At 67.3% G+C, this 13,768-nt stretch carries 12 protein-coding genes and 1 pseudogene; 12 read left to right on the plus strand and 1 reads right to left on the minus strand.

Going from position 1 to position 13,768, the window contains the following annotated elements; genetic code table 11:
- The 11 genes from ACT7B3_RS08095 to ACT7B3_RS08145 all read left to right on the plus strand — a co-directional run bounded on the left by ACT7B3_RS08095 (nucleotide 1) and on the right by ACT7B3_RS08145 (nucleotide 11,261).
- Nucleotides 1–906 (plus strand): enoyl-CoA hydratase, encoded by a 906-nt coding sequence (locus tag ACT7B3_RS08095; protein ID WP_445157556.1) that lies wholly within the window; start codon nucleotides 1–3, stop codon nucleotides 904–906.
- Nucleotides 903–2,006 (plus strand): NAD(P)H-dependent flavin oxidoreductase, encoded by a 1,104-nt coding sequence (locus tag ACT7B3_RS08100; protein ID WP_445157557.1) that lies wholly within the window; start codon nucleotides 903–905, stop codon nucleotides 2,004–2,006. The genes ACT7B3_RS08095 and ACT7B3_RS08100 overlap by 4 nt, the downstream gene beginning before the upstream one ends.
- A gap of 1 nt (nucleotide 2,007) precedes the next feature.
- On the plus strand, nucleotides 2,008–2,757 hold the full coding sequence (locus tag ACT7B3_RS08105; protein ID WP_445157558.1) for an enoyl-CoA hydratase family protein: 750 nt from the start codon (nucleotides 2,008–2,010) through the stop codon (nucleotides 2,755–2,757).
- 9 nt (nucleotides 2,758–2,766) lie between these two features.
- Nucleotides 2,767–3,933: an acyl-CoA dehydrogenase family protein gene (locus ACT7B3_RS08110; RefSeq protein WP_445157559.1), complete on the plus strand. Its 1,167-nt coding sequence runs from the start codon at nucleotides 2,767–2,769 to the stop codon at nucleotides 3,931–3,933.
- A gap of 8 nt (nucleotides 3,934–3,941) precedes the next feature.
- Nucleotides 3,942–5,006 carry an acyl-CoA dehydrogenase family protein gene (locus ACT7B3_RS08115; RefSeq protein ID WP_445157560.1) on the plus strand — a complete coding sequence of 355 codons (1,065 nt, stop codon included), beginning with the start codon at nucleotides 3,942–3,944 and terminating at the stop codon, nucleotides 5,004–5,006.
- Entirely contained in the window at nucleotides 5,003–6,154 is a 1,152-nt protein-coding gene (locus ACT7B3_RS08120) for an acetyl-CoA C-acetyltransferase (protein ID WP_445157561.1), read from the plus strand. The genes ACT7B3_RS08115 and ACT7B3_RS08120 overlap by 4 nt, the downstream gene beginning before the upstream one ends.
- Before the next feature lie 9 nt (nucleotides 6,155–6,163).
- Nucleotides 6,164–7,042 (plus strand): SDR family oxidoreductase, encoded by an 879-nt coding sequence (locus ACT7B3_RS08125; RefSeq protein WP_445157562.1) that lies wholly within the window; start codon nucleotides 6,164–6,166, stop codon nucleotides 7,040–7,042.
- Between the two features lies 1 nt (nucleotide 7,043).
- The gene (locus tag ACT7B3_RS08130) at nucleotides 7,044–8,633 is read left to right on the plus strand and encodes an amidase (protein ID WP_445157563.1); all 1,590 of its coding nucleotides are present in this window, start codon (nucleotides 7,044–7,046) and stop codon (nucleotides 8,631–8,633) included.
- A 145-nt stretch (nucleotides 8,634–8,778) separates the two neighbouring features.
- Nucleotides 8,779–9,564, plus strand: a complete 786-nt coding sequence (locus tag ACT7B3_RS08135; protein WP_445157564.1) for an SDR family oxidoreductase — start codon at nucleotides 8,779–8,781, stop codon at nucleotides 9,562–9,564.
- Nucleotides 9,565–9,573: 9 nt separating this feature from the next.
- Nucleotides 9,574–10,056: a MaoC family dehydratase gene (locus ACT7B3_RS08140; RefSeq protein ID WP_445157565.1), complete on the plus strand. Its 483-nt coding sequence runs from the start codon at nucleotides 9,574–9,576 to the stop codon at nucleotides 10,054–10,056.
- Nucleotides 10,053–11,261: a thiolase family protein gene (locus ACT7B3_RS08145; protein WP_445157566.1), complete on the plus strand. Its 1,209-nt coding sequence runs from the start codon at nucleotides 10,053–10,055 to the stop codon at nucleotides 11,259–11,261. Before ACT7B3_RS08140 ends, ACT7B3_RS08145 begins: the two co-directional genes overlap by 4 nt.
- Nucleotides 11,262–11,384: 123 nt before the next feature.
- Here ACT7B3_RS08145 and ACT7B3_RS08150 read toward each other — a convergent pair whose 3' ends face one another.
- Nucleotides 11,385–12,611, minus strand: a complete 1,227-nt coding sequence (locus tag ACT7B3_RS08150; protein ID WP_445157567.1) for an MFS transporter — start codon at nucleotides 12,609–12,611, stop codon at nucleotides 11,385–11,387.
- Nucleotides 12,612–12,882: 271 nt separating this feature from the next.
- Here ACT7B3_RS08150 and ACT7B3_RS08155 point away from each other — a divergent pair.
- Nucleotides 12,883–12,993 (plus strand): annotated as a pseudogene (locus tag ACT7B3_RS08155) (ATP-binding protein); the annotation flags it as partial.
- Between the last annotated feature and the right edge of the window lie 775 nt (nucleotides 12,994–13,768).

The following is a 13,768-nucleotide window of genomic DNA, read 5'->3' on the forward strand; positions in this document are numbered from 1 at the left end:
ATGTCCCATGACGATATCCGCGTCGAGCGGGCCGACGAGTCGCGCTACGAGACCGACGAGCCGGTGCGCTACGGCGTCGAGGGGAGAGTGGCAACCCTGACCCTCAACCGTCCCGAGTTCAACAACGCCCAGAACTCCCAGATGACCTATGCCCTGGACGCGGCCTTCCGGCGTGCGGTGGACGACCCAGAGGTCAAGGTCATCGTGCTGTGCGGCGCCGGCCGCCACTTCTCGGCGGGTCACGACATCGGCACGCCGGGACGCGATATCAATCGCGCCTTCGAACGCCGCCACCTGTGGTGGGATCACACCGACAAGCCCGGCGGCGAATACCTCTATGTGCGCGAGCAGGAGGTCTATCTCAACATGTGTCGGCGCTGGCGGGAGATCCCCAAGCCGGTGATCGCCAAGGTGCACGGCGCCTGCGTGGCCGGTGGACTGATGCTGGCCTGGGTCTGCGATCTGATCATCGCCAGCGACGACGCCTTCTTCCAGGATCCGGTGGTACGCATGGGCATTCCCGGCGTGGAGTACTTCGCCCATCCCTACGAGATGGCCCCGCGCCTGGCCAAGGAGTTTCTCTTTCTGGGCGAGCGGGTCGGCGCCGAGCGGGCCTGGCAGATGGGAATGGTCAACCGGGTGGTGAGCCGCGACGCGCTGGACGCCACCGTGACCGATATCGCCTCGCGCATCGCCGCTCAGCCGCGCATGGGGCTGGCGCTGACCAAGCAGGTGATCAACCACATCGAGGACTTGCAGGGCAAGCGCAGCGGGATGGAGGCGGCCTTCGCCTGGCACCACTTCGCCCATGTGCACAACGAGCAGGTCTCCGGTGACCTGCTGGGCGGCTTCGATGCCAAGGGCATGGCGAGGGAGAACAAGGCGGCGGCCGGGGAGGGCTCATGAGCCTGCCTGCCACCCCCCTGACCGAGCGGCTGGGCTGTCGCTATCCGATCGTGCAGACCGCCATGGGCTGGGTCTCGGATGCCGGCCTGGTGGCGGCCACCACCCGCGCCGGCGGCTTCGGCTTCCTGGCGGGGGCCACCATCGCCCCCGAGTCCCTGGAGGCTGAGATCCTCAAGGTGATCGAGCTCACCGGCAGCCGCCGCTTCGGCCTCAACTTCCACATGTTCCAGGCCAACGCCGCCGACTGCGTGGCGCTGGCCATTCGCCACCGCCTCGCCGCGGTGAGCTACGGCCGCGGCCCCGACGCGTCCACGGTCGCCCGCCTCAAGGAGGCGGGGGTGCTGTGCATTCCCACCGTGGGGGCCCTCAAGCACGCCATCAAGGCGGAGGCCATGGGCGCCGACATGATCACCATCCAGGGCAGCGAGGGCGGCGGCCATACCGGCAGCGTGCCCTCCACCATCCTGCTGCCTCAGGTGCTCGACAGTGTGAAGGTGCCGGTGATCGCCGCCGGCGGCTTTTCCACCGGGCGCGGCCTGGCCGCGGCCCTGGCCGCCGGGGCGGCGGGCATCGCCATGGGTACGCGTTTCCTGATGACCCGCGACTCCCCGACCCCCGCCGCCACCCTGGAGCGCTATCTGGCGGTGGAGGATCCGGCGCATATCAAGGTGTCGCTTGCCGTGGACGGCATGCGCCACCGCATGATCGACAACGCCTTCATCCGCCGCCTGGAAGAGGCCGGCCCCCTGCGGCGTCTGCTGATCGCCTTGGGCAGCGCCCGGCGCTGGCAGCGGGAGACCGGCATGACCCACCGCCAGGCGCTGGGCATCCTGCGCCGCGCCCTGCGCGAAGACCCCGCGGCCCTGGCCCAGACGGTGATGGCCGCCAACCAGCCGGTGCTGCTGCAGCACTCCATGGTCGAGGGCCGGGCCGAGGCGGGCATCCTGCCCAGCGGCCAGGTGGCCGCGGCCATCGACCGCCTGGTCAGCGTGGAAGAGCTGATCGCAACCATCGTCAACGACGCCGAACGCTGTCTCGCCCGCCTCTTCCCGGCGCGCCAGGAGACGGCAGAGGGTTCGACTACCACGGAGGTGAATTGAAATGAGTGCCTTTCAGACCCGACTCGAGGCCCATATCGCCGAGGTGGTCATCGACCGGCCGCCGGTCAATGCCCTCGACAGCACCGAGTGGCACGCCCTGGCCGCCGAGATCGACCGGCTCGGCGCCGACCCTGAGGTGCGTGTCATCGTGCTGCGCGCCGAGGGGCGCGGCTTCTGCGCCGGCGTCGACATCAAGGAGCTGGACCGCCATCCGGAGCGCATCGTGGCGGTCAACGCCGGCAACTATGCCACCTTTCGGGCCATCCACCGCTCGCCGGTGCCGGTCATCGTAGCGGTGCACGGCTATGTGCTGGGCGGCGGCATCGGCATGACCGGTGCCGCCGACATCGTGGTGGCGTCGCGCTGCGCCAGCTTTGCGCTGCCCGAGGTGGACCGCGGTGCCATGGGCGGCGGCGCCCACCTGCAGCGCCTCTTCCCGGTTCAGAAGGTGCGCTACCTCTTCTTCACCGGCGAGGCGATCTCCGCCGAGGAAGCGAGCCGCTATGGCTTTATCGAGCGCCTGGTGGAGAAGTCCGAGCTTGCCGCTACCGCCCGCGAGATCGCTGCCGCCATCGCCGCCAAGAGCCCGGCGATGATCCGTATCGCCAAGGAGGCGCTTAATGGCATCGAAGATGGCAACCTGGAGGATAAGTATCGCTGGGAGCAGGGGTTCACCCTGCAGGCCTACACCTCGCCCGATTCTGCCGAGACCCGCCGCGCCTTCGTCGAGAAGCGCGAGGCCACCTTCTGAGGAGCCGTCATGGAGCTGTCCTATACCCCTAAACAGCAGGCCTTCCGGTGCGAGGTGCGGGCCTGGCTGGCCGAGAACGTGCCGACCGAGCCGCTGGCGAGCTACGACACCCGCGAAGGCTTCGAACAGCATCGCGAGTGGGAGCGCCGTCTCTTCGACAATCGCCTCTCCATGGTCATGTGGCCGGAGCACCTCGGCGGGCGCGGCTGCGACCTGATCGACTGGCTGATCTTCGAAGAGGAGTACTTCGCCGCCGAGGCGCCCCAGCGCATCAACCAGAACGGCCAGCTGTTGCTGGGCCCCACCCTGATGGAGTTCGGCACCGAGGCCCAGAAGTGTCGCTTCCTGCCGCCCATGGCCTCCAGCGAGGAGATGTGGGCCCAGGGCTGGTCGGAGCCCAACGCCGGCTCCGACATGGCCGCCATTGGCAGCAAGGCGATCCGCGACGGCGACCACTATGTGATCAATGGCCAAAAGACCTGGTCCACCCGCGCCAGCTTCGCCGACTGGGTTTTCGGCCTCTTCCGCAGCGATCCCGAATCGAGTCGGCATCGCGGCTTGAGCTATCTGCTGGTGCCCCTGGACGCCGAAGGGGTGACGATCCGCCCGATTCGCGCCCTCAACGGCAAGGAGGCCTTCGCTGAGATCTTCTTCGACAACGTGCGGGTGCCGGTAGAGAACCGAATCGGTGAGGAGGGTGCCGGCTGGCAGGTGGCCATGGCCACCGCAGGCTTCGAGCGCGGCCTGCTGCTGCGCTCGCCGGCTCGCTATCAGCAGGCGGCCCGCCGTCTGGTAGAGCTTTACCACCGCCATCCCGAACAGGCCCGACGTGACCCTGCCTTGCGCGATGCAGTCTGCGAAGCCTGGGCCGGCGCCGAGGCCTATGCGCTCTCCGCTTATTACACCGTTGGGCGCCTGGCCCGGGGTGAGAAGATTGGCGCCGAGGCAAGCATCAACAAGATCGTCTGGTCGGAGCTTGATCTCAAGCTGCACGAGACCGCCATGCGACTGCTGGGCCCTCGGGGTGAACTGCTGGCCCAGGCGCCCGAGATCGGCGAGGAATCACGCTGGCTGGAGGGTTTCCTGTTCGCCCAGGCGGGCACCCTTTATGCCGGGGCCAACGAGATTCAGCGCAACATCATCGCCGAGCGCATGCTCGGCCTGCCCAAGTCCTGAGGTCTGCCATGGATTTTACCTTTACCGACGACCAGCTGGCCTTTCGTGAAGCGATCAGCCGCTTCCTCATGGTGGAGGCGGCCCCCGAGGTGCTCCGCGAGATCTGGGAGACCGATGCCGGCCGCTCACCTGACCTGCGCGGTAAGATGGCCGAGCAGGGACTCACGGCGCTCTCCGTCCCCGAGTCGGCGGGCGGCATGGGCATGGGCGATGTTGCCTGGTCGCTGATGACCCAGGAGTTGGGCTACTACGGTATTCCGGACTCCCTGGCGGATACCGCCTACGTCGCCTGCGGTCTGCTCTGCGCGCTGCCCGAGGAGGTACGTGACCGCCAGGGTTGGCTCGAAGGCATCGCCGAGGGCGGTCTGCGTATCGCCATCGGTGACCCGGTCAACCCGTTGGTGGCCGATGCGCACCTGGCCGACCTGCTGCTGATGGCCCACGAGGATGAGCTTCACCTGGTGCCTCGTGCCCTGGTGGACGTGGAGGCCAACCCCAGCATCGATGCCTCGCGGCGGCTGATGCGGGTCATGTGGGAACCGACCTCGGCGACCCGGGTGGTGTCCCGCGAGGCAGGCCAGGCGCTGTGGGCTCAGACCGTGAATCGTGGCGCGCAGTCGGTGGCGGGTCAGCTGCTGGGGTTGGCCCAGCGAATGCTCGACCTCTCGGTGGACTATGTGGCCCAGCGCCGCCAGTTCGGCAAGCCGCTGGGTGCTTTCCAGGCGGTCAAGCATCAGCTGGCTGACGTGGCCGGCAAGATCGAGTTCGCCAAGCCGCTGCTCTACCGCGCCGCTCACTCCCTGGAAACCCGGGACCCCGATGCCTCGCTGCACGTTTCCCAGGCCAAGCTGGCCTGCGGCGAGGCGGCCTGGCTGGCGGCCCGCAACGGCATTCAGGTGCATGGCGCCATGGGCTACACCTGGGAAGTCGACCTGCAGATGTTCATGAAGCGTGCCTGGGCGTTGGATGCCGCCTGGGGCGACCGCGGCTTCCATAAGGCGCGCATCGCCGACGCCATTCTTGCCGAGGGCGCTGCGCTGGGCCCCGGCCACACCTTCAGGGAGGCCCCATGAGCGAGGCTTACATCGTAGATGCCCTGCGCACGCCCACCGGACGACGCAAGGGAGGGCTCGCCGAGGTGCACGCCATCGACCTGGGCGCGGCGGCGCTGGAGGCGCTGGTGGCCCGTAACGGCGTACCCGCCGCCGAGTATGACGACGTCATCTTCGGCTGCGTGGACACCATCGGCTCCCAGGCGGGGGATATCGCCCGTACCAGCTGGCTGGCGGCCGGGCTGCCGCTAAATGTGCCGGGCACCACCGTGGATCGGCAGTGCGGCTCTTCCCAGCAGGCGCTGCACTTCGCCGCCCAGGCGGTGATGAGCGGCACCCAGGATGTGGTGGCGGTGGGAGGCGTGCAGACCATGACGCAGATCCCCATCTCGTCGGCCATGCTGGCTGGCCAGCCGCTGGGCTTTCCGGACCCTTTCTCGGGCAGCCGCGGCTGGCGGGCACGCTTCGGCGATGCCCCGGTCAACCAGTTCTATGCCGCCCAGCGTATTGCCGACCACTGGGGCTTCTCCCGGACCCAGATGGAGGCCTTCGCCCTGGAGAGCCATCGCCGCGCTCTGGCGGCCAGGGAGGCGGGGCTTTTCAAGGCCGAGATCGTCCCCGTCGCCGGCGTCGAGCACGACGAGACGCCCCGCGATACCACCCTTGAGAAGATGGCCGAGCTGGAGCCGGTGGATCCGACCTACCCGTCGATCACCGCGGCGGTCTCCAGCCAGACCGCCGATGCGGCAGCGGCGCTACTGGTGGTCTCCGAGCGGGCCCTGAAACGCTATGGCCTGACGCCCCGGGCGCGCATCCACCACCTGAGCGTGCTGGGCGATGATCCTATCTGGCACCTGCGTGCGCCAATTCCCGCCACCCAGGCGGCACTGAAGAAGAGCGGGCTCTCCCTGGCCGAGATCGACCGGGTGGAGATCAACGAGGCCTTCGCCTCGGTGGTCATGGCCTGGCTGGCCGAGACCGGCTACGACCCCGAGCGCACCAACGTCAACGGCGGTGCCATCGCCCTTGGCCACCCCCTCGGGGCCACCGGCGCGCGGCTGATGACCAGCCTGCTTCACGAACTCGAGCGCAGCGGCGGCCGCTTCGGCCTGCAGACCATGTGTGAGGGCGGCGGTCAGGCCAACGTGACCATCATCGAACGACTCTGAGGAGAGAGCATGGGAATCTGCGATCAGCGTAGCGTCATCATCACCGGTGCCGGCGGCGGATTGGGGCGGGCCTATGCCCTGGCGTTCGCCGCCGAGGGCGCCCGGGTCTGCGTCAACGACATCCAGCGGGAGGCGGCTGAGGCGGTGGCCGCCGAGATCCGCGAGCAGGGCGGCGAGGCGATCGCTGTTATCGACGACATCACCAGCCTCGCCGGGGCCGAACGCATCGTCGCCGCCGCGGTGGAGGCCTTCGGCGACGTCCAGGTGCTGGTCAACAATGCCGGGGTGCTGCGCGACAAGATGTTCGTGGGCCTCGACGAGGCCGACTGGGACCTGGTGGTGCAGGTGCACCTCAAGGGCCACTTCTGCCTGGCCAACGTGCTGGCGCGGCGCTGGCGGGAGCAGGCCAAGGCCGGGCGGAAGGTCGAAGCGCGCATCATCAATACCAGCTCCGGCGCCGGCCTTCAGGGCTCCATCGGCCAGGCCAACTACTCGGCGGCCAAGGGGGGCGTGGCGGCGCTGACGCTGGTCCAGGCCGCCGAGCTGGCGCGCTACGGGGTGACCGCCAACGCTCTGGCCCCGGCGGCCCGTACCGCCATGACCGAGAGCGCCATGCCCGAGGTGGTCAAGGCCCCCGAGGACGGAGGCTTCGACGCCTGGGCCCCGGACAACGTCGCCCCCCTGGTGGTGTGGCTGGGCAGCAGCGCCTCCGAGGGGGTGACCGGCCAGGTCTTCGAGAGCCAGGGCGGGCGGCTGTCGGTGTGCGATGGCTGGCGTACCGGCCCCGAGGAGGACCAGGGCCGGCGGCTGACGCCCGAGGAAGCGGGGGAGACGATCCACCGCCTGATGAACCGCGCCGAGCCGGCCCAGAAGGTATGGGGAAGCTGAGATGAGCGACGAGACCGGAAGCCGCTTCGACCCGCGGCGGCGTGACCTGCTCAAGGCCGGCGCCGGGCTGGGGCTGCTGGCCCTGGGCGGCGGGGTGAGTCTGGCGAGCGCAGCTGGCGCCAGCTCGCGCCTGCCGCTGCCCGAATATGAGCAGTGGGATGCGCTGGAGATCGCCCGGCGCATTCGCGTGGGCGATATTACCGCGAGCGAGGCGCTGGAGGCATCGCTGGCCCGTGCCGAGGCACGCCAGGCCATCAACGCCTTTGCCTTGACGCATCACGAGATGGCCCAGGAGGAGGCGCGGCGACTGTCGGCGCTCGGGCAGCGTGAGCGGGAGCATCTGGCCGACCAGGCCCCGCTGGCGGGCGTGCCCTTTGCCCTCAAGGATCTCGGCGTTGCGCTCGAGGGAACTCGGACCACCCACGGCTGCGCCTTCTTCCGAGATGCCGACCCCGCCAAGCAGGACTCCACCTTGGTGGCGCGCTATCGCGCCGCCGGGCTCAATATCTTCGCCAAGACGACGACGCCGGAGTTCGGCCAGACCGCTACCACCGAGTCGCGCCTCTATGGCGATACGCGAAACCCCTGGAACCTGTCGCTGAGCAGCGGCGGCTCCTCGGGGGGCGCCTCGGCGGCGGTGGCGGCGGGTATCCTGCCGGTGGCCCACGCCAGCGATGGCGGCGGCTCGATTCGTATTCCCGCCTCCGCCTGTGGCCTGTTCGGGCTCAAGCCCAGCCGCGGCCGGGTGCCCATGGGGCCCGAGCACCTGGAAGGGTGGATGGGGCTGGCGGCGCACCACGTCATCAGCCGCACCGTGCGCGACAGCGCCTGGCTGCTGGCGCTGACCCAGGGCCCCGAGCCGGGCAGCCGCAGCGTGCCACCCACGGACGATCCGCTGGCAGGACTGGAGCGCGAACCGCGCAGGTTGCGCATCGCCCTTCTGGAGCAGAACCCCTTCGGCCAGCCGGTGCACCCGGACTGTCTGGCCGCGGCCCGCCGCGCGGCCGAGCTGTGCGAAGCGCTGGGGCATCGGGTGGAGGCGGCGACGCTTGAACTGCCCGTCGAGCGAATCTTCGCTGGCATGGGAGTGGCCACCGGGACCGGCCTGCTCTACAGCGTGCGGCAGCGCGAAAGGGCGCTGGGGCGCCAGGCCCGGGAGGCGGAGTTCGAGCCGATCAACTGGCGTACCCTGCAGCACGCCGCTGACTTCAGCGCCGCTCAGGTCTTCGAGGCACGAGCCGCCTTTGACGAGGCCGGTCGGCAGGTGGATCTGCTCCTGGCAGAGTATGACCTGCTGCTGTCGCCGGTGACCGCCGCGCCGGCGCCGCCCCTCGGGGCGCTCTCCCTGGACCAGCCGTACGACGACTATGTCGCCGCGGCGATGCAGGCCTCGCCGTTCACCTCGATCTTCAACATGAGCGGTCATCCTGCCATGTCGGTGCCGCTCTACTGGCGCGAGAACGGTCAGCCGATCGGTGCCCAGTTCGTCGGTCGCTATGCCGAGGAATCGCGGCTGATCGGCCTGGCCGCACGGCTGGAAGAGGCCGCTCCATGGCGCCAGCGCTGGCCGGATCTGGTCACCAACGCCTGACCGACGTCCGTTGCATCACTCGCAGGCCCCCGTTCGGTGTCACCGGCGGGGGCCTTGCGCTTGGGGCGAGACGTCCATTTTGACGATGCCGCCTCCCGGGCCGGCCCCTATAAGAGGAGAGGTGAATCCGACCGAGGTAGCCAACGTGACTCAAGTACCCGCCTATGTGCCCGGCCATCAGCTGTTGTCCGGGAAGTCCGTGCTCATCACCGCCGCCGCCGGCGCCGGCATCGGCTTTGCCGCCGCGCGCCGCTGCATCGAGGAGGGGTGTCGCGCGCTGATGATCTCCGATATCCATCCCCGTCGCCTCGAGGAGGCCGTGGAGCGCCTCAAGGCCGAGACCGGCCTCGAGCGTGTCTACGGCCAGCTCTGCAACGTCACCGTGGAGGCCGAGGTGCAGGCCCTGGTGGCCGCGGCCGAGGAGAGCCTGGAGGGCGTCGACGTGCTGATCAATAACGCCGGGCTCGGTGGCCAGCGCCGCTTGGTGGAGATGAGCGACGAGGAGTGGCAGTCGGTGCTCGACGTGACCCTCACCGGCACCTTCCGCATGATCCGGGCGATGCTGCCCACCATGCAGGCCCGCGGGCGCGGGGTGATCGTCAATAACGCCTCGGTGCTTGGCTGGCGGGCCCAGAAGGAGCAGGCCCACTATGCTGCCGCCAAGGCTGGGGTCATGGCCCTGACCCGCTGCAGTGCCCTTGAGGCGGCCGAGCACGGGGTGCGCATCAACGCCGTCTCGCCTTCTATCGCCCTGCACGAGCACCTCAAGAAGAGCGCCAGCCCCGACCTGCTGGAGTCGCTTGCGTCGCGCGAGGCCTTCGGGCGTGCCGCCGAGGTGTGGGAGGTGGCTAACGTGATGATCTTCCTGGCTAGCGATTACGCCTCCTACATGGCTGGTGAGGTGGTGTCGGTGAGTTCCCAGCGCGCCTGAGGAGGCCCCATGAGCATGACCTTCACGACCCCCGAGGCGCTGCTGGCCGCCGAGGGCCTCGAGCTTGGCGTCACCGACTGGATGACCATCGACCAGGTGCGCATCGACCGCTTCGCCGATGCCACCGACGATCACCAGTGGATTCACGTGGACCCGGAGCGAGCCGCCGAGGGCCCCTTCGGGCGCTGCATCGCCCACGGCTACCTGACCCTCTCCCTGGCCAACTGCTTCCTGCCTCAGCTGATTACCGTCGACAACTTGGCCATGGGCGTCAACGTGGGCTGCGATCGGGTGCGCTTCCCGGCGCCGGTGCCGGTCGGTGCCCGCATCCGCGGGCGCGGCGAGATCCTGCGCGTGGAGCCCAAGGGCGAGGCCATGCAGTCCACGGTGCGCATCACTATCGAGATCGAGGACAGCGACCGCCCCGGCTGCGTGGTGGACACCATCAGCCGCTACACCTTTACCAACCCGACCCCCGAGGAGCCGTCATGAACCCCCAGGATGCCGTTATCGTTTCCACCGCCCGCACGCCGCTGACCAAGGCGTTTCGCGGCGCCTTCAACGACACCGAAGCCCCGGTGCTCGGCGGCCATGTGGTGCGCGCTGTGCTTCAGCGCGCCGGCGTCGAGCCTGAGGCCGTCCAGGACGTGGTCATGGGCGCCGCCGTTCAGCAGGGCACCCAGGCCTACAATATCGGGCGCCTTTGCGCCTATACCGCCGGCCTGCCGGCGAGCGTTCCGGGCATGGCCCTGGACCGTATGTGCGCCTCGGGGCTGATGAGCATCGCCACGGTTGCCAAGAGCATCATGGCCGGCGAGCTCTCGGTGGCGGTGGCCGGTGGCGTGGAATCGATCTCGCTGACCCAGACCAAGCACAAGAATAGCTATCGCGCCCAGTCCGAGGCGGTCAAGGCGGTGGTGCCGGCGGCCTATATCCCGATGATCGAGACCGCTGAGCTGGTCGCCAGCCGCTATGGGGTCTCTCGGGAGGCCCAGGATGCCTATGCGCTGCTGAGCCAGCAGCGTACCGCCGCGGCCCAGCGCGAGGGGCGCTTCGATGCGGAGATCGTTCCCCTCGAGGCCGATCAGCTGCTCTTCGACAAGGATCGCCAGCCGGCGGGCCACCGGCGTGTGACCGCCGATCGCGATGACTGCAACCGGCCCGACACCACCGCCGAGAGCCTGGCCGCCCTGGAGCCTGTCTGGAAGGGGGGGAGCTGGGTCGAGCAGGGCGGCTGCGTGACCGCCGGCAACGCCTCCCAGCTCTCCGATGGCGCCTCGGCCTCGCTGCTGATGAGTCGCGCCGAGGCCGGGCGTCGAGGCCTGTCGCCCCTGGGTACCTACCGCGGCTCGGTAGTCACCGGCTGCGCTCCCGAGGAGATGGGCATCGGGCCGGTGCAGGCCATCCCCACACTGCTCGAGCGCTTCGGCCTGACGGTGGGCGATATCGGCCTGTGGGAGATCAACGAGGCCTTCGCCAGCCAGGTGGTCTACTGTCGCGATCGGCTGGGCATCCCCGACGAACGGCTCAATGTCAACGGCGGCGCCATCGCCATCGGCCACCCCTTCGGTATGACCGGGGCCCGCATGGTAGGCCATGCCCTGCTCGAGGCGCGGCGGCGCGGTGAGCGCTTCGCCGTGGTCTCCATGTGCATTGGGGGGGGCATGGGGGCGGCGGGCCTGTTCGAGATCGAGTGAGCCAGGGATAGTCACTACCATGACAAGGCCCGCCTATGGCGGGCCTTGTCATGACTGCGCTGACTGTTCTGATCGCAGCGCACGCCGTGACGGCACGGCGCTGCGGATCACCTGGGGCAGCTATTATGGGGCAGCGGGGGCTGGCGTATAGCTGGGACGCTGGAAACGGATCCAGGGGAGTAGCAGGATGGCGGCCGCGAGAGGAACGGCGAAGGTCAGGAAGGCGATGTGATAGCTACCGGTCAAGTCTCTCAGCAGGCCTGCCAGCACCGGAGAGACCAGGCTAAACAGCATCAGCAGCGGATTCATCATGCCCATGACGCGCCCATAATCGAGCAGCCCGAAGGTGTGCGCCAGCAGGGCGCCCCATACGGGGATCATGCCGCCGCCACCGATGCCCACCATGATGCTGCCGATCTGCAGCATTCTGGGGCTGGGGTGACCCAGGAAGCTGAGCATACCCAGCACCACCAGCCCCATCAGCAGCCCCAGCGCGACCCGCAGGTCCAGGCGATCGGCCAGGGCACCGAAGAGCAGCGTGCCCGGAATCGCCATGATGGCCACCAGTGACATCAACTGGGCGGCCTGGCTGGCGCTGGCGCCCTGGTCGGTAGCGAAGGCGGCGAGGTTGCTTACCGTTGCCGTGAACACCGCGAAGAGGATGCCGACGCACAGGGCGATCATCCAGAAATTGCGATCGCCCAGCACGGCCCCGTAAGAGTCGTAGCGCCGTGTAGCCTTCGCTTTGCTGGTTGATTCAATTGGCGCAGGAGGCGTCTCGGGACGGTCCCGTGTTAGCAGCAGCACGACCGGCAGACCGCTTATGAGCACGACGCTAGCCAGTAGCCGAAGGGCCAGTCGCCACTCGTGGAGCTCGATGAGCCACTGAATCAGCGGCGGAAAGCAGAAACCGCCGAAGGAGGTGCCGGCGCCAGCGATGCCCAGCGCCAAGCCGCGACGACTGGAAAACCAGCGTGATAGAAGGGTTGAGGCTGCCAGCGGTCCCAGGATGGCATAGCCGATGGACATCAGCAGGGCATAGATGAGAGGCACCTGCCACATGGCACCGCTGAAGGAGAGCAGCGTATACCCGAGGGCGATGGCAATGACCCCCGTGGCCATCAGCCACTTGAGAGAGCCGCGGTCCATGGTGCGTCCAAGCCAGGGCGACAGCAAGCCGGCCGACAGCGTCATGACGGCAACGCCCAGCATCAGCAGGGTGCGGCTGGGCTGGAAGGCTTCGGCCAGCGGGAGAGTCACGACCCCATAGGCATAGAGCAGAGAACCGATGCCTATAGCTTGAATCCAGAAAGCGACAAACACTTGCAGCCAGGGGTTACTGTGTCTCATTTTATGTAACCTTTTGTTATAGAAGCTGGATTCCGTCTGGTGGTGGCCATGGACTAGAGGAGGTAGTCGTAGTTCAAACCATTCAATAGGGTCGCAGCGTGATGCATGTACTGGTAGACAGACTCGTCAAAGGTCTACCGTTGCACATCGTCTGCTAGGACTATGCACCATCTAGATTGTCGAAGGCCCCGGCACTGTATGGAAGAAGTTTCTAGGAATCCAAGGAGTGAACTGTACCGAGATTCCCGTGGCTCCAACCTTGAGCGGATGGTTCTTTGATCAGGTCATCGCCACGACGACTCTGGACCGGCTGCTGCATCACTCGACCAGGTGGCACATCAAAGGCGAGAGCTACCGACTGAAGAACAAACGTCGAGCCGGATGGGTGCCTACACTGACGGCGAAGGAGGACGAGACCTCACACGCCCCTGATTCTGTTCCGATGAAAGAGCCCTGATAAAAACCGGACAACCTGAATGGTCGAAATCCGGACAACCTTCAGTGCCGTTGTCCACCAATGGGGTTGAGCATCGCTCGCTTCCCGTTCCCTGCGCACTTTGTGGTGGCAAAAAAACGCGTGGAACCAGGGATGGTGGCATTTCTCACCCCAGGAGCCCCGCCGTTGGTGAGTTCCTGACTTTTTTCGTCAGGAATTTGCGCTAGCTCAGGCAAACTACTCGAAGCGTGAGTGGAAGTGATGAAATGTAAAATTCTTTGCGGCATGATGAATCTCGTATGACAAACAGGAGAAACGCCATGCTTACTACGCAAGACCTTGAAATGGGCTGTGAAGTGCTGAGCCACTGGATCTCCCAGGCACTTGCCCAGCAGGCCGCAATCGACGCGCTGGCAAACTACATTTGCTGACGCTAGGCCCAAGGACCACGGAGGGTCCCGTTACCTTTCGGTTTCTGTGCTGCTGTATTGACTAGCTCTGACCCCGCCCTTCACCTTACCTGCCGTTGCTTCCGACCTCCACACGTGTTCAGATTTTGTCGAAGTGCTTGTCATTTCGTCCTCCTGCGCTGATTTCTCCTTGCCATTACCCTTTTTCTCCTTCGTGCGGCTGAGTTGTATACTGTAAGCTTGCACATTGCGGCTGCTGGGCTTCAGATGCGGGTTGACGGATGGCTGCCCATCGGCAGTGCCGGTACCCT

This window comes from Halomonas sp. E14 (assembly GCF_052568415.1).